The organism is Trichococcus sp. K1Tr (assembly GCF_028309625.1).
GTDB lineage: Bacteria > Bacillota > Bacilli > Lactobacillales > Aerococcaceae > Trichococcus.
In genome coordinates this window covers 283,364-299,733 of sequence record NZ_JAQMHR010000002.1, presented here as the reverse complement: position 1 = coordinate 299,733, position 16,370 = coordinate 283,364, and the positions used below count along the sequence as shown (strand labels likewise).

Here is a 16,370-nt window from a genome sequence, read left to right as displayed (position 1 = left end):
TCAGTATCAAAGTATCAGACAACTTCGTTCGGATCCTTGGAATAGAACCCGGAGTCCAACTCTCGGTTGGCGGGATGCAAAGCACGCAGTTCGGCATCCAAGCGTTCCGCCAATTCATCCGTCCAGATCCCTTCCGCGAAAGCTTCACGCGCTTCCACGAACAATTTCGCGATCGCGACAAAATTTTCTCCCGGGGTGAACAGCCCGTCCAGCATCCATTGCGAGACGCCGATAGCCGTCAGTTCGCCAAGATGGGGCATCAGATCAAGGTCATTGTTGGCGAAGATGTGCGTCCCGTTGCGGTCCTGGTAGATGGAATAATGGGAATCCACTTTTTTCGGCTCCGAGATGAACAACCCGCGCTCTTTGTTCACGGCTTCCTCTTTCTCTATGAAATTGAAGTAATTTTCAAGCAGGTTGCGTTTCGATTGATGGATGCAAGTGGCACCGTACACCAATACTTCGACCGGCACCAAAGCGCCGGGAATCAATTTCTTCATTTCCTCGAAAGGCACTTCACGAGCCAGCACCGAACCGACCGCTCCCCTTTTAGCCCAGAAATTGATCTGTCCGCTTGAAGTCACCATGACTTGCGCATCATAACGGTAAGGGATGAACAAATCCTGTTCCCGCATGACCTGCACTACACCGGGGTCTCCCAACGTGATGCTGTCGACTTCCGCTTCACGCAGGAAAGCCAGATATTCGGCCACTTGATTGATCCGATCGTTATGGAAGATCGCATTCACCGCGGCACTGACTTGCGCGCCTTTCTCGTGCGCATAAGCAATGATCTCACGCTGTTCCTCTCTGGTGAAGGAATACGGCAAACGAAGGCCGTACTCATCCTCTCCTATATATAGTATATCTACACCGCAATCCACCAATTCCTTGGCTTGCGCTACTGACTCGGCTGTTGCAATCAGCTCGATCATCCTACATTCCTCCCTTATTCGAGTTCCTTGATAAGATTATCACATTACTTATAAAAAGTGAATGACTGTTTTCCCTAAGTTTTCAGAAAATTGTTGTGCAAAACCACTACTGCTTGTTAAGGCAATCATTTTCTTTCCGCCTTGTATAGAGCTGCATCAGGCTCCCCGTATTCTTTCCAGCGCCAAGAATGGTATAATATCAATTGTGAAAATGGTATGACATCCACCAACCATCAGGAGGAACAATTAATGAAAAAACTTGTCAACAGCCAACAGATGAAGAAAATCGACGCCTTTACGATCGATGAGATCGGCATCCCAGCCATGGTGCTGATGGAAAATGCAGCGAATCAGGTCGTAGCAGCCATGGAAGAACGCATCTCAAGAGAGGACATCATCCTGGTGATCTGCGGTTCAGGCAACAACGGCGGCGACGGAATGGCGGCAGCCCGCATTTTATTGAACCACGGCTTCCAAGTGGATGTATTCTTGATCGGCGAACGCGACAAATTATCCGCTGAGTCCAAAAAACAACTCGACATCATAGAAAACTTGGAAATGGTCATCTGGGATGACGTCAGCGAAATCAATTTCAAAGGCTACACCGTCTTGGTCGATGCGATTTTCGGCATCGGATTGGACAGGCCGGCAGAAGGGAAATACGCGGAGACGATCCAACTCATGAACGCGTTCCAAGGATATGTATTTGCCGTCGACATCCCATCCGGCATTTCCGCCGACAATGGACAAGTGCTGGGAACCGCTGTCCGGGCGGATGTTACCATCACTTTCGGGATCGAAAAAATCGGCCAGTTGCTCTACCCAGGTTCTTTGCACACCGGAAAACTGATCGTCAGCGATATCGGTTTCCCGCCGAGCGCCATGGACGTCATTTCTTCAAATGTGCTGTTCTATGAAGAGAGCGATCTTTTTTCGCTTCCAAGACGCGCGGCTTATTCGAACAAAGGCACTTACGGCAAGGTCGTGATCATCGCCGGATCCGCAAACATGAGCGGGGCTGCCTTCTTGTCTGCAAAAGCAGCCTACCGTACCGGCGCAGGTTTGGTCCAGATCATCACACCGGATGAGAACCGCGCCATCCTTCAAATGCAGCTGCCTGAAGCCATCCTGACGACTTACCAGCCGGACGGATTGGATAAGGAGAGCGAACGCCTGAAAATAATCGCCGCGGTTTCCTGCGCCGATGCGATTGTTGTCGGACCCGGAATCGGGAAGTCCGATACTGCCCGCATGGTAGTCGATTTGGTTCTCGAAAACAGTCAGATCCCTTTGATCATCGATGCGGATGCCTTGAATATCCTTTCCGATCGTTTCAACGACGCAGCTTTACCGGGTAACGATTCCCGTGCCCGCATCAGCGCAGTGGCGCAGGCCGTTCCGGTGGGGAGCATCCTTACCCCTCATTTGAAGGAACTGGCGCGTCTTTTGGATAAGGACTTGGCAGAAATAAAAGCGGACCTTTTGGGGACTGCGGAGTTTTGCACGGCTGATTCGGATCTGACCTTTGTCATGAAGGATGCCCGGACTGTGGTTGCCCATCAGGATGAGCATTACATCAACGCGACAGGCAACAACGGCATGGCGACAGGCGGTTCGGGCGATGCCCTGACCGGCATCATCGCCGGATTGTTGGCTCAAGGATTGGCTCCTTCCGAAGCGGCCAAATTGGGTGTCTACATCCACGGTTTGGCGGGCGATATCGCAGCCCAGGAAAAATCCGAATACAGCTTGATGGCTTCGGATCTCATCGAAGCTTTACCAGCGGTATTGCGCTGACTTTTCAACTTAATATAAACAAAATGCACAAGGACCCCGGCCGTCTGTGACCGGTATCCTTGTGCGTTTTTGATTGAGTAATATATGAATGTTCTCTCGTGGGCTGCGCCCGGAGGAAAAACCGATTCTTGGCTTCCTCTATTATTCCGGTTTCGCCTTGGAAATTTCCTTATCTCCGGAAATGCGGAACACTTTTTCGCTACGCTCGTACGGGACATCGGGAACGCCTTTGCGTGCGTTGGCGACCCGGGCCACGACAAACAGATAGTCCGAAAGGCGGTTGATGAACTTCAGCACGAACGGATTCACTTCATCCGGCTCTTGCTCCATGAAGGTGACGATCCGGCGTTCCGCGTCACGGGTCGTGGTCCGCAAAACGTGGAACCAGCTTGCCAGTTCCGTTCCGCCCGGTATGATGAAGTACTGGGTCTCATCCGGTTCTTCACTGTAACCGTCGATTTTCTTCTCCAACCAGTCGATGTGATCCTGCGCGAGCTTGTACTCCCGGTGCCCTTTCGGGATCGACAGATCTGAGGAACAATCGAACAGGAACTGTTGGATGAGCGCCATATCCTCCTGGATGTCCTCGCCGCAATCATTTTTCGTGCGGACAAGCCCGAACCACGAGTTCAGACCATCGAGCGCGCCGAAAGCTTCGATCCTCTCGGCATTTTTCGGAAGAGCTTTCCCGCCTCCGATGCGTGTGTTGCCTTTATCGCCGGTCCGTGTATAGATGCTGTATTTCATAAGTTGCCTCCTTTATTGTTGTTTTTGTCCTGTCATTTTAACACAATTCATTCCGGCACCCTCAAACGAGCAATCGTACGACAGAATTTCCCGGAAATAGGACCTTTGCAGTATGGCTTTCAAAGGGAACTCTGGTAAACTAAAAATAGAAACCCGCTATGCCGCTATACGGGCCAAATCCGGCTACGGCGTAAGAAAGGACAGCATATGCAAAAGAAAGAAACGAAAATAACAATACCCGAAGATACGCGCCTCATCTCCTTTTTGGGCGGCAAGACAATCATCTATATCCTGTCCACCCTGATTCTGATCGGTGTGCTCATCTTTACGATGGATACCATTTCATTCATTTTCAAACCGCTGCAGGTCATTTTTTCCACCATCGTGGCACCCGTGATTTTAGCAATCGTCTTCTATTATATATTCAATCCGATGGTGACCTTCCTTGAAAGAAGGAAAATCAACCGGGGAATGGCGACATCAATCGTCTTTGTACTCTTCATTTTCATGCTGGTCTATGGGGTTGTCCTTTTGGTTCCGATATTATCCAGCCAACTCACCAATCTGGTCAATGAATTTCCTACATATATTGAACAGATGAACGCTTATTTCGACAGACTGCTCGCGAACAGTACTTTCAAGGACTATTATGAACAAGCGCAAACTTGGTTGGACAGCACAGTGGGCAGTATCCCTGAGATGATTCTGGCCTGGATCGGCAACTCGAGCGAAAAAATTATGGACATCTTTTCCACCATTTCCAGCGTAGTGGTCGTAACAGTCACTTTTCCGGTCATCCTTTTCTTCATGCTGAAGGATCAAGGAAAGTTCCAACCTTTTGTCATGAAGAATATCCCGCCTGTTTTCCGCCATGATATCGAAAAGATATCCAGACAGATGTCGCTTCAGGTCGGTTCCTATGTCCAAGGCCAGCTGCTCGTCGCCTTGAGTCTGGGTGCCTTGCTGATAGTCGGTTATTTGATCATTGGCCTGGATTACGCCTTCGTCCTTGCCTTGATCGCTACCTTGACGGCTGTCATTCCCTTTATCGGTGCCACAATCGGGGTCATCCCTGCTTTGTTCGTCGCGGCCTTCACGTCTCCGGCCATGCTCCTGAAAATGGTTGTCGTCTGGGCTTTAGCGCAATTCATCCAAGGCAACATCATCGAACCGAGCATCATGGGCCGGAACTTGAAGATGCATCCGTTGATGATAATCATCGTTTTGCTGATCATGGGCAATCTGCTCGGTTTTATCGGGATGATTTTGGGCGTGCCGCTATTCGCGATGCTGAAGATTCTTTTCGAGCATGTCCTCGAGAAATTCAAATTGCGCTACAATCGTTACTTTGGCGAAGTGGCCGGTCCATTCGAGCTGGACGAGGAAGAGCCTGTCTTGGTGAACGGCTCCACCCCCGTCAAGGATTTCGCGACTGTGGATGTTGCCCGGGATGTTCCGGATCACGTTAACGATACTGAAGAAGAATAACAGAAAAAGGTTCGTGCCCCTTGCGGGGTCACGAACCTTTTTGCTATAAGAAATAGTTCCATACCAGATACACGAGATAGAACAATATCAAAATGCGCCCTTCTTTTCTACTGATGACATCGCGTTTGTTGTTATAGGAAAAATATCCCAAAACTGCCAGCAGAATAGCCAACGCCGGAAAGTGGATCTGATAGAAATCCGGACTGACAATCATTCCTCCCGGAGACAATCCTAATGCCACCCCAAGAACAAGCAAAGTATTCAAAAGGTTGGAACCCATGATGTTCCCTATCGCCAGAGCGCCGTAGCCTTTTTTCACGGAAACAATGGTTGTGCTGATTTCAGGCAACCCGGTTCCGAAGGCTACGACCGTGGAAGCGATGACCGAATCGGGGATGCCGATCCGGGCAGCACCGATTTCCACCGTACTTACCAGTACAGAAGCACTCGCAATCACAAAACCTGCGCTGACGAGCAGCTTAATCAATTTGGTCAGAATCGGCATGCCTTTTTCCTTGTCTTCTTCTATGACAGCCTCTTCATCGGATAACTTCCCTTCCCGCACCGTCCAATAGAAGTAAACAGGAGTCAATACCAGGAAGACTATGCCAAGCCACTGCGGTATCTTGCCTTGGCCATCCGCATGAAAAATCGGCAGTGAGGAGAGGATCAACAAAAGCGTGAGCCCCGACAAGACGGTGTGCTTGTATGCGGTTTTCCGGCTTACGGGTATACTTCCATAGAGCGCTCCGATTCCCAGAATGAAGCTGGTGTTCACGAATGTCGATCCAACCACATTTCCCAAAGCCAGAATGCCGTTGCCCTTCAAGGAAGAGGAAATCGATACCGCCAATTCCGGCAACGATGTTCCCAAAGAAACAATCGTGGCACCTATCACCAGCTGGGACATCCCCCACTCCAAAGACAACGAAACGGCTTCATCGACCAGAATATCTGTTGCCTTGGACAGCACCCAAATGCAGAGGACAAGCACTGCCGCCAACACATATCCATTCATCTGTTCCAACAACAGTAACATTGTCCCACTCCTTTATATGAGGATCTTATCATTCCATCTAGTAAGTCACTTGCTGATAGTCCGCTGGTATTTCAAAAGCATCCTCCGACACGTTATCGGACAATTCAATTATTTCCATGACCGATTCAAATGATTCATCAATCGTCTTGATTTTCTTCAGGTCGGAGCCATCAAAATAGTAGAAAATTTGCGTGCCGCTCTCTGTTCGATATTCCTCGTAAACCAACCCATCTTCCTCACCGCTGCCGATGTATTCGATGTCATCCACTTCGACCGGCTCGTTCGTTTCCGGGATTTCCGGTAGGGTTTCTTCCCCTTCCATCATTGTTTCAGGCATAACCATTACTGTTTTGTTGACATGGTCGATCATATAGATATTGCCGTCCATCATCACCATTGTCGTTTCGGTGTCTGCGGATTTTGATTGCATCGCGGTTCTGTCGCCAGAAACGGTCATCATCGTCTCGGATTCCATCATTTCGCCTTCAAATGTTGTTGTGGAACGGAAAGCCATATAGTAATTGCCGCTGCCCATAATGTCGATATAGCTTTTCGACAGTTTGCCGAGACGATCACCTACTTCAGTGGATTCATCCGAGGCTGCTGCCGTTTCGCTGCTCGCGGTACTGGCTGCCGAACTGCTCTGCGCTGTCGCTTGCGATGAACTTTCTTCTTCAGCTGTTTCCTGTGTTTGGTTGCAACTTGCCAGAAAAAGGCTGACCAGCAGTACTGTCCAATATTTTTTTCTATCTTTCAGCATCTTAAACAACTCCTTCGAATAGTGTTGATCCTGTCGCTGCATTTCCGATTGGCGTGATGGTGTTACTGTCATCCTTATTATAGCTCATATCCAGCGCGTTTTGAAATTTGGCATAAGCAGTCGAGCTGCATTCAGCAGGCCTTTCCCGACGCGGTTTTTTCATTTCAGCCTAGAAGGTTGCGCATGCTATACTTAATAAAAGAACAACATCTTACTGGGGGAATAGCTATGTGTCTGATTTCGATACAACTCAGTCAACATGCGTCGTACAAATTGGTGCTCGTGGCCAATCGGGACGAGCAATATGACCGGCCATCCTTGCCTGCGCACTTCTGGCCGGATTATCCCGATCTGTTGGCCGGGAAAGATTTGAGCGCTCGCGGCACTTGGCTCGGGATCACCAAACAAGGCAGAATCGCAGCCGTGACCAACAGTTATTTGATAACCACTCAGGAATCCGACCAAAAATTGTCCCGCGGCAACTTGGTGATGGATTACTTGACCGGCAGCATTGGACCCGAGGACTACCTGGATCAGGTCAGGCAACAGCGGACCGACTACAATGGCTTCAACCTGATCGTCGGTTCAAGCGACCTCCTCCATCATTACAACAACATTTTGGACGAGTACAGTGTCCTTCAAACAGGCAACCATGCCGTCAGCAATGCCACGCTAGATACGCCGTGGCCAAAAGTCACCCTCACCAAAGCGGCAATGGTCGAACTGGCTAGTTCATCAACTATTGACGAAGAGTCCATCTTCCGCATCATGGTGGATCGGACGCCCCCGCCGGATGACCAACTGCCTGATTTGCCGCTGGATTTGCCGATTTTACGCGCCGTTTCTGCCAATTTCATCCAGACGGAACGCTACGGCACCCGCTCCACAACGCTGATCCTCATCGACCATTCCGATCGGGTGACTTTTGTGGAAAGATCCTACCTGCCGGACGGAACCAGCAGTGACGTCCGTTTCAACTTTCAATTGATGGCTGAAGAAAAATGATGCAACAAAAGATGCGGCCGGGAATCGGAATCCCAGCCGCATCTTTTTTTATTATAGATAGTATTTTCTGATGATCGTCAGGTCATCATTCAACTCATAGACCAATGGTTGTCCGGTAGGGATTTCCAAAGCCATGATTTCATCATCGGGTATTTCTTCGAGGTACTTGATCAACGCCCGCAGTGAGTTCCCGTGGGCCGCCACCAAAATCGTCTTGCGGTCCAATACCGCCGGAGCGATCTGGTCTTCCCAGAATGGAATGACACGGTCCAAAGTAGTCTCCAAATCTTCCCCCATCGGAATGACCCGTTTCTGCAGATTGGCATAGCGGCGATCCTTGACCGGCGACAGCGGATTATCCGGATCCATCAACGGCGGCAGCGTGTTGTAGGAGCGCCGCCATTTCAGGACTTGGTCTTCTCCATATTTTTCGGCTGTTTCCTGTTTGTTCAGTCCCTGCAGATCGCCATAGTGCCGTTCATTGAGCCGCCAGCTTTTCACTTCCGGTATCCATAATTGATCCATTTCATCCAGAACAATATGGCAGGTCTTGATCGCTCGCTGCAGCACGGACGTGAACGCCATATCGAATTCAATCCCGGCTTCCTTGAGTTTTCGGCCGGCTTCTTTCGCTTCCGTGACACCCTGTTCACTCAAGTCGACATCCGTCCAGCCCGTAAACAGGTTCAGTAAATTCCACTCGCTTGCGCCATGACGAATCAAAATGATTTTCCTCATCACCATCACCACTTTCCGCCTGTATTTTCCTTTCATTATACTGCTACAAGCGGTGCGGTTCACGTTTAAGGACTTCAGTTGCCGCTGCGGATGGCCCCCACCATTTCCGCCACAAAAGCTCCGACCGGTTTCGGCGAATCCTTCCCGTATTTTTCCATGATGTTGATGATTGCGGAACCGATGATGACGCCATCTCCGACTTCGCTCATGGCTTTGGCTTGTTGCGCGTTGGAAATCCCGAAACCGATGGCGCAAGGGATATCGCTGATTTTGCGGATTTCGGCCAAAATGCTGCCGATGTCGGTCGTGATGTCGCTGCGGACACCGGTGACGCCCAAGGAAGAAACGACGTACAGGAAGCCTTCCGCTTCCTTGGCGATCATGGCGATCCGTTCCGCAGAGGAAGGTGCCACCATGGAAATGTAGGTGATGCCATGTGCCCGGCAAGCTTCCTGGATGAAGCCCTTCTCTTCGAACGGAACATCCGGGATGATTATGCCATCGACGCCGGTCTCTTTGCAGCGCGCCATGAATTTATCGATGCCGTAAACGAACACCGGATTGATGTAGGTCATGAAAACAAAAGGTGTGTCGATTTCGGTGCGCAATTCAGCCACCATTTGAAAAATATCGTCCGTATTGATGCCATTCGCCAAAGCCCGCTCATCCGCTTTTTGGATGGCAGGACCTTCCGCAACCGGATCGGAGAACGGGATGCCGATTTCGACGATGTCCGCTCCGTTCGCAACGATTTCCCTGATCAGTTCCTTCGTGGTTTCCAGGTCTGGATCCCCTGCAGTCACGAAAGGGATGAATGCCTTGTGCTTGAAGGCAGCTGTGATTTTATTCATGGATGTCCACTCCCTTGTATCTTGCGATTGCTGCGACGTCCTTGTCGCCACGGCCCGACAGACAGATGACGATGATTTTTTCGGGATCCAGAGTCGGCGCCAAAACCATGGCGTGCGCGATTGCATGCGAACTTTCGATAGCCGGGATGATCCCTTCCATCCGCGCCAGGTATTCAAAGGCAGCTACAGCCTCGTCATCGGTCACTGAAACGTACTCGGCGCGGCCACGGTCATAAAGATCCGCGTGTTCAGGCCCGATGCCCGGGTAGTCCAGTCCAGCCGATATCGAATAAACCGGAGCGATCTGGCCGTATTCATCCTGGCAGAAATAGGATTTCATGCCGTGGAAAATGCCCGGCGTACCGGTCGCGATCGTTGCAGCCGTGTCCTGCGTGTGGATGCCTCTGCCGGCAGCTTCGCAGCCGATCAGCCGCACGCTTTCATCGCCGATAAAGTCATAAAAAGTCCCGATCGCATTCGAACCGCCGCCGACGCAAGCCATCACGACATCCGGCAGCTTGCCTTCCGCCTTGGCCATCTGGGCTTTGGTCTCTTCCCCGATGATTTTCTGGAAATCGCGGACCATGGTCGGGAATGGATGCGGACCCATGACCGATCCGATGCAGTAATGCGACTCTTCAAACGTGGAAGCCCAATCCTTCATCGCTTCATTGACCGCGTCCTTGAGTGTGGCAGTGCCGCTTGTCACGGGAATCACTTTCGTGCCCAACAATTCCATCCGGAACACATTCAAAGCTTGGCGCTGGGTGTCCTCTTCGCCCATGTAGACGACGCACTCCATGTCCAAAAGCGCAGCTGCTGTGGCTGTTGCCACGCCATGCTGGCCGGCACCGGTCTCCGCAATGATGCGTTTCTTGCCCATCTTTTTGGCCAACAACACTTGGCCGAGCGCATTGTTGATCTTATGCGAGCCCGTGTGGTTAAGGTCTTCGCGTTTCAGGTAGACTTTCGCCCCGCCGAGGTTCTTTGTCATCTTTTCCGCGAAATAGAGGCGGGATGGCCGGCCTGCGTAGTTATCCAAGAGATCATTCAATTCTTTTTTGAATTCCGGATCCTCACTGAATCGGAAAAAAGCTTCCGACAATTCCAAGCAAGCGTTCATCAAGGTTTCGGGAATGAACTGTCCCCCGTGTGCACCAAAATAACTTTTCATTTTATTGACCTCCCAATGATTTCCATTACTGATTTGATTTTTTCAAAATCCTTCACGCCGTCCGTTTCGACGCCGCTCGAGATGTCCACTGCGTATGGTTGCACTTGTTGGATGGCTGCTTCGAGGTTGCCTGCATGCAGGCCGCCCGCCAGGAAGAATGGATGCGTTGCTTCCTTCAGCAAATCCCAGTTGAATGTCTTTCCGGTACCCCCTGCCACGCCGCTTTGGTACGTGTCATAGAGGAGGATATCGGCAGCGTATTCCTTCTTGACGTCAGCGGTGTCCTTGACCGCAACCGCTTTGATGATCGGAAGTGTGATCCGCTTGCCCAACTCTTCTATATAAGTGTTATCCTCACCGCCGTGGAGCTGCACGATCTGGATCGCCCGGCTTTCCACGATGGTGACGATGTTTTCGATCGGTTCGTTGACGAAGACGCCGACTGCCGGAATGGCATCATCTAGGGCTGCCCTGATTTCCAGCGCCTGCTCCAACGAAATCTGCCGCTTGCTAGGTGCGAAAATGAAGCCTGCAAAATCCGGGCGCAGTTCATTCAGCATTTCCGCATCCTCGACTCGTTTCAGGCCGCAGATTTTCACTTTGACCATCAGCTGATTCCCCGCAGGCGATCCAGCATGCCTTTTTTGTCCGGCGAAACCATCATCGTTTCACCAATCAGGATGGCATCGACGTTGCCCGCTTCCAATTCGATGACTTCCTGTCTTTCCGAGATGCCGCTCTCGGCCACGAAAAGAATATCATCCGGCACCAGTGCGCGCAGCCTGATGGACTGCTGGATGTCCACTTTGAAGGTCTTCAAGTCCCTATTGTTGACGCCGATCATTTTCGGGCTCGTCCGCAACGCCTTCAGGAGCTCTTCTTCGGTGTGAGCCTCCACCAAGGCCGAAAGCCCCAGTTCACGGGCCAAGCGTTGGAAAGTATCCAATTCTTCCTCCGTCAGGATTGTTGCTATCAACAGTACGGCATCCGCGCCGATGACTTTCGCTTCATAGATCTGGTAGGCATCGATGATGAAATCTTTCCGTATGATTGGAAGCGATACTGCCTGTTTTATTTCCGTCAGGAAGCGGTTTTCGCCTTGGAAAAAATCGGGCTCGGTCAATACCGAAATTGCGGATGCCCCCGCTTCTTCGTAGGCCTTGGCGATTTCGAGGTAAGGGAAATCCTCCACGATTACGCCTTTCGAAGGGGACGCCTTCTTGCATTCGCAGATGAAGCGGATCCCTTCGCCGGTCAGCGCCTTTTCGAAGGGGAAATCCTGATTAATCGGCAATGCCAAGGCTGCTTGTTTCATTTCTTCCAGGGGGATGACCTGTTTAGCTTTTTCCACCCTTATCCTTGTAGCTGCTATGATGTCGTCCAATATCATTTTGTCGCCTCCTGTGATGCTGTGATGAATTGCTGCAGTTTTTTCAAAGCCGCGCCGCTGTCGATCAATTCGGCTGCGCGTTTGATGCCGTCAGCGATCGTGTAATTGTCGTTGGCCAAGTAGATGGCCATGCCGGCGTTCAGCAGCACGGTGTCGCGCTTCGGCCCTTTTTCGCCGCTCAAGATCGCCAAGGCGATTGCGGCATTCTCAGCCGGTTCTCCGCCCACCAGATCTTCGTTCGTGCAGTACTCAAAACCATAATCTTTCGGATCGAATGTGAAATGGGTGACCTTGCCATCGCGGAGCTCCGCGACTTCCGATGTTGTGGTCAAAGTGATCTCGTCCAAACCGTCATTTCCGCCGAACACCAAAGCCCGTTCCATCTGCAATTGGTTCAGCACTTCAGCCATCGTGTCCACCAGTGCGACATCATAAACACCAAGCAGTTGCATATTCGCATTGGCCGGATTCGCCAATGGCCCGAGGACATTGAAGATCGTCCGGACGCCCATTTCTTTTCTGACGGGTGCCGCATGCTTCATAGATGGATGATATTTTTGGGCATACATGAAGCACATGCCGATTTCTTCCAGCATCGCTTCGCTGTGTTGCGCGCTGGCTTCGATGTTCACACCTAATTCTTCCAGCACATCCGCGCTGCCGCATTTGCTTGAGGAGCTGCGGTTGCCGTGTTTCGCCACCGGGATCCCTGCAGCAGCGATGACAAAGGAAGAGACAGTTGAGATGTTGAAGGTGAAGGCTTGATCGCCGCCGGTTCCGACGATGTCCAATGCCGTCGTCTTGGTCCGCACCTTATTGGAAAAATCCCGCATCACTTCAGCGGAAGCACTGATTTCTCCAGCCGTCTCGCCTTTCATCCGCATAGCGGTCAGGTAAGATGCGATCTGGACCGGACTGGCTTGACCGCTCATGATCTGGTGCATGATGGTCTTCGTCAATTGCGGGGAAAGTTCTTCTTTTTTCACTAGTTTGTCGATAGCGGCTTTCATGCTGTCTTGCGGGAGAATTTCTTCGGTCTGTTTCGTCTCTTTTATCTTTAGCATTTCATTCACCTCATCATTTTTTATGTACAAAAAAAGCCCTTGTCCCCCCTTTAAAGGGACAAGAGCTTGTATTCTCCTGCGATACCACCCAAATTGACGAAATGAATCGCCCACTCGTTCACATACCAACATATGTGCCTGTCTGTTAACGGACCAGGTTCCCCGTTTGCCCCTACTCTTTTCAAGGCAACCCTCTCAAGTCCATTCGGCATCCCCTTCGCTATCGCACTCTCACTGGCGGCGACTCTCTGGAAACAAGGTATGATGCGTACTTCTCTTGATTATCGGTTTAATTAGATGGAAATGATTTTTCTAACGATTTCTTAATGTTGGGATTATTTTAACGCATCGCTATCCTTCCGTCAACTGTTTTATTTAAATTTTTTGACAAGCTCGAATGTTTCCTGCTCTGGCGCGGTTTTGGTAGAATGGATACACAATAACTTTGAAAGGATGCGTTCCGACTGAAACAATCCGACAAACTTTACTCGATGGCACCTGTCATCGATTCCCAAGCCCACGTTCTGATTCTGGGATCGATGCCCGGCGCAAAGTCGCTGGAAGCACAACACTATTACGGGAACCCGAGGAATCATTTCTGGCAAATCATTTTCTCCCTGCTCGGCGAGGAGGATCCGATGACCTATGAGGATCGCCTTTCGCTTCTGAAAAAGCATCATGTCGCCCTCTGGGATGTCATCCACTCCTGTTACCGTGAAGGCAGCCTCGATTCGGCCATCAAAGAGGAATATCCGAACGACTTGAAGACCCTTCTGCGCGATCATCCCCAGATCAAAGCCATCGCCTTCAATGGCGGGAAAGCTTACCGCAGCTACAAAAAGCACTTCGGTCTGGATGAGGACTCCGGATTGGTCTACCTGCCGCTCCCATCGACCAGCCCCATGCGCGGCAAACATGTCAAAACACTGCCCGAAAAACTGGAAGCTTGGTCGGTGCTAGCGGCATATCTTTGATTCAGACGGAAGTTCGAAGATGTCCGATATTACCGATGAATCGGACAACCGACGTTTGGCTTGGGCACTCGTTGTCCGATTAATGTCCCCCCAGAAAAAAGCCGCTCTGTCAGAAACCAAATTCTGACAGAGCGGCTTTCGCATGTTTTAGATTTGTCCGAAAGCTTGATCCAAGTCGGCGATGATGTCATCGGCATTTTCGATTCCGATGGACAGGCGGATCATGTCACCGGAAACACCGGCAGCAATAAGGTCATCGTCGCTCAGTTGCGCGTGGGTCGTGCTGGCCGGGTGGATGACCAATGATTTTGCGTCGGCAACGTTCGCAAGCAGCGAGAACAATTCCAGCTTATCGATCCACTCGATGCCGGCTTGTTTACCGCCCTGGATGCCGAAAGTGAAGATCGATCCGGCACCTTTAGGGAAGTATTTATCGGCAAGCGCCTTGTATTTGCTATCCGGCAGTTCCGGATAATTCACCCAAGACACTTTCGGGTGGTTCGCCAGATAAGCGACAACCTTGCGGGTGTTTTCCACATGGCGTTCAACGCGCAATGACAACGTTTCGATTCCTTGCAGCAACAGGAAAGAATCGATCGGTCCGATGCAGGCTCCCGTGTCGCGCAGCAACTGCACGCGGATTTTTGTCGTGAACGCTCCCGGTCCCAGATCGGTATAGACCAGCCCGTTGTAATGCGCATCAGGCGTCGTGAAGCCAGGGTATCTTCCGCTGGCGGCGAAATCGAACTTGCCGGATTCGATGACGACACCGCCCATTGTTGTGCCGTGCCCGCCCAGGAATTTAGTGGCAGAGTGGACCACAACATCGGCGCCGAATTCGAACGGACGGATCAGGTAAGGCGTGCCGAACGTGTTGTCCACGATCAAGATGATGCCGTGGTTATGCGCGATTTCAGCGACTTTTTCGATATCGATCAGGTTGGTGCTCGGGTTTCCGATCGATTCGATGAAGATGGCCTTCGTCTTTTCCGTGATCGCAGCTTCGAAGTTAGCCGGATCTTCAGGATCAATGAAAGTTGTTTTGATGCCCAAATTAGGCAAGGTCGCGCTGAAAAGATTATAGGTTCCGCCATAAAGCGTGCTGGCAGCAACGATTTCATCGCCCGCATTCGCCACGTTCAGGATAGCGTAAGTGATAGCCGCAGAACCTGAAGCGACCGTAACGGCGGAAGTTCCGCCTTCAAGCGCAGCAACCCGCGCATCCACGACTGCGGTTGTCGGGTTCGTCAAACGGGTGTAGACATTTCCGGCATCCGTCAAAGCAAAACGGCCGGCAGCCTGTTCCGCGCTGTCGAAGACGAAGGCGGTTGTTTGGTAGATCGGCACCGCACGGGCTCCGGTAACGGGGTCCGGCACTTGGCCTGCATGTACTTGCAACGTTTCAAAACTGTAATTTTTCTCTGTCATTTGTCATCTTTCCCTTCTGATTTTAGATCTATTCTTGCATGGCAGTTGCTCTTCTGGGTCATTTCCGATTAGCCGAGGTTGCTTCAGTTGTTCCTCTGATTTAGTAAAAAGCAAAAAAGCCCTCGTCCCTATATTCCAATTGATTGAAATACAGGGACGAAAGCTCTTCGTGTTACCACCCATGTTCGTAGGGACCTCGCGATCCATACCTTAAAAAGTACGCAAGCTCCCGCTTGTTATACTTCTGTGCGCTATCGTGCACAAACCGAAGCAACACTATCCGCATTGCTTTGCTCCGAGACCATCTTCGCTTTTTTTCATCATACCCCTTTTCACCTGCCGGGGCTCTCTGGAATGACGATCGAAAGGTACTCTTCTCTTCATCGCTCTTCTATTAAAATTTAATTAAATATAACATCTGATTCTCACCTTGTCAAATATTTTATCGGAGTGAGCATATCCGATTTGTTTCGCGAGGGTATGTTCTATAATTAGTACAAGAGGTGAGAGAAAATGAAATTGACGTTCACAGAAAATGCCATGCAACGACTGGAAAAATTGGGGATGACCGAGGAACTCTCTTTGTACATGAGCACCATCTACGGCTGCGGCGGACCGGACAGCAGCATGTTCACGCTCCGAGCGTATGATGCGGAAAACCCGAACTACGACACCGTTTTGGACACCAACTTCGGCGCGGTCAAAGTCACCAAGGACAGCCTGCAGCAATTGGATGAGGATAACATCATCGACTTCAAAGACAGCAGTTTTTCCTTCGTCCTGAAAAGCAATCGTGGACTGCTGAACCCGCACATGACCTACGAAAATATGAAGTTGAAAGATTGAGAAAAGCGGCAACAGATTAAGTGTTCATTCCTTATGGCAGCAATTCCCGGCGAAGCGTGATTTCGCCGGGAATTTTTTGGATAAATCTAATCCAAAAAAACTGCCCCCACATTACGGAGAGCAGTCTGTGAAAC

The 16,370-nt window shown here is 50.7% G+C and carries 16 protein-coding genes and 1 other annotated feature; of the genes, 5 read left to right on the top strand and 11 right to left on the bottom strand.

Annotated elements, in window-relative coordinates; all coding sequences use genetic code 11:
- Positions 1-14: 14 nt before the first annotated feature.
- On the bottom strand, positions 15-935 hold the full coding sequence (locus tag PH235_RS04835) for a peptidase U32 family protein (protein WP_272161284.1): 921 nt from the start codon (positions 933-935) through the stop codon (positions 15-17).
- Positions 936-1,184: 249 nt separating this feature from the next.
- Here PH235_RS04835 and PH235_RS04830 point away from each other — a divergent pair, with 249 nt between their 5' ends.
- On the top strand, positions 1,185-2,732 hold the full coding sequence (locus PH235_RS04830) for an NAD(P)H-hydrate dehydratase (protein ID WP_272161283.1): 1,548 nt from the start codon (positions 1,185-1,187) through the stop codon (positions 2,730-2,732).
- Positions 2,733-2,873: 141 nt separating this feature from the next.
- Here the strand turns inward: PH235_RS04830 and PH235_RS04825 are convergent, their stop codons facing one another.
- Positions 2,874-3,479 carry a cob(I)yrinic acid a,c-diamide adenosyltransferase gene (locus PH235_RS04825; RefSeq protein ID WP_272161282.1) on the bottom strand — a complete coding sequence of 202 codons (606 nt, stop codon included), beginning with the start codon at positions 3,477-3,479 and terminating at the stop codon, positions 2,874-2,876.
- 207 nt (positions 3,480-3,686) lie between these two features.
- Between PH235_RS04825 and PH235_RS04820 the strand changes: the two genes are divergently transcribed.
- Positions 3,687-4,967 carry an AI-2E family transporter gene (locus PH235_RS04820; protein WP_272161281.1) on the top strand — a complete coding sequence of 427 codons (1,281 nt, stop codon included), beginning with the start codon at positions 3,687-3,689 and terminating at the stop codon, positions 4,965-4,967.
- A gap of 43 nt (positions 4,968-5,010) precedes the next feature.
- On the opposite strand, the gene PH235_RS04815 is transcribed toward PH235_RS04820, so the two are convergent.
- Together PH235_RS04815 and PH235_RS04810 are read right to left on the bottom strand one after the other, a co-directional pair.
- Positions 5,011-6,006 carry a sodium:calcium antiporter gene (locus PH235_RS04815; RefSeq protein WP_272161280.1) on the bottom strand — a complete coding sequence of 332 codons (996 nt, stop codon included), beginning with the start codon at positions 6,004-6,006 and terminating at the stop codon, positions 5,011-5,013.
- Positions 6,007-6,043: 37 nt separating this feature from the next.
- Complete coding sequence (locus PH235_RS04810) at positions 6,044-6,766, bottom strand: hypothetical protein (RefSeq protein ID WP_272161279.1); 723 nt, start codon at positions 6,764-6,766, stop codon at positions 6,044-6,046.
- Positions 6,767-6,949: 183 nt separating this feature from the next.
- On the opposite strand from PH235_RS04810, the gene PH235_RS04805 reads away from it, so the two are divergent.
- Positions 6,950-7,771 (top strand): NRDE family protein, encoded by an 822-nt coding sequence (locus PH235_RS04805; RefSeq protein ID WP_272161278.1) that lies wholly within the window; start codon positions 6,950-6,952, stop codon positions 7,769-7,771.
- Between the two features lie 51 nt (positions 7,772-7,822).
- Here PH235_RS04805 and gpmA read toward each other — a convergent pair whose 3' ends face one another.
- The 6 genes from gpmA to trpD form a co-directional block, all read right to left on the bottom strand.
- On the bottom strand, positions 7,823-8,509 hold the full coding sequence (gpmA, locus tag PH235_RS04800; protein ID WP_272161277.1) for a 2,3-diphosphoglycerate-dependent phosphoglycerate mutase: 687 nt from the start codon (positions 8,507-8,509) through the stop codon (positions 7,823-7,825).
- A gap of 74 nt (positions 8,510-8,583) precedes the next feature.
- The gene (trpA, locus tag PH235_RS04795; protein WP_272161276.1) at positions 8,584-9,360 is read right to left on the bottom strand and encodes a tryptophan synthase subunit alpha; all 777 of its coding nucleotides are present in this window, start codon (positions 9,358-9,360) and stop codon (positions 8,584-8,586) included.
- Positions 9,353-10,534: a tryptophan synthase subunit beta gene (gene trpB / locus PH235_RS04790; protein ID WP_272161275.1), complete on the bottom strand. Its 1,182-nt coding sequence runs from the start codon at positions 10,532-10,534 to the stop codon at positions 9,353-9,355. The genes trpA and trpB overlap by 8 nt, the downstream gene beginning before the upstream one ends.
- Entirely contained in the window at positions 10,531-11,142 is a 612-nt protein-coding gene (locus PH235_RS04785; RefSeq protein WP_272161274.1) for a phosphoribosylanthranilate isomerase, read from the bottom strand. Before PH235_RS04785 ends, trpB begins: the two co-directional genes overlap by 4 nt.
- Entirely contained in the window at positions 11,142-11,924 is a 783-nt protein-coding gene (gene trpC / locus PH235_RS04780; protein ID WP_272161273.1) for an indole-3-glycerol phosphate synthase TrpC, read from the bottom strand. The genes PH235_RS04785 and trpC overlap by 1 nt, the downstream gene beginning before the upstream one ends.
- Entirely contained in the window at positions 11,921-12,988 is a 1,068-nt protein-coding gene (gene trpD / locus PH235_RS04775) for an anthranilate phosphoribosyltransferase (RefSeq protein ID WP_272161272.1), read from the bottom strand. Before trpD ends, trpC begins: the two co-directional genes overlap by 4 nt.
- A 51-nt stretch (positions 12,989-13,039) precedes the next feature.
- Positions 13,040-13,282: a binding site (T-box leader), on the bottom strand.
- 197 nt (positions 13,283-13,479) lie between these two features.
- Here trpD and PH235_RS04770 point away from each other — a divergent pair.
- A complete protein-coding gene (locus PH235_RS04770; RefSeq protein WP_272161271.1) occupies positions 13,480-13,962 on the top strand; it encodes a DNA-deoxyinosine glycosylase in 483 nt (160 codons plus the stop codon).
- A 147-nt stretch (positions 13,963-14,109) separates the two neighbouring features.
- Here PH235_RS04770 and PH235_RS04765 read toward each other — a convergent pair whose 3' ends face one another.
- On the bottom strand, positions 14,110-15,390 hold the full coding sequence (locus PH235_RS04765; RefSeq protein WP_272161270.1) for an O-acetylhomoserine aminocarboxypropyltransferase/cysteine synthase family protein: 1,281 nt from the start codon (positions 15,388-15,390) through the stop codon (positions 14,110-14,112).
- Positions 15,391-15,903: 513 nt separating this feature from the next.
- Between PH235_RS04765 and PH235_RS04760 the strand changes: the two genes are divergently transcribed.
- Positions 15,904-16,236 carry an iron-sulfur cluster biosynthesis family protein gene (locus PH235_RS04760; RefSeq protein WP_272161269.1) on the top strand — a complete coding sequence of 111 codons (333 nt, stop codon included), beginning with the start codon at positions 15,904-15,906 and terminating at the stop codon, positions 16,234-16,236.
- The last annotated feature ends 134 nt before the right edge of the window (positions 16,237-16,370 follow it).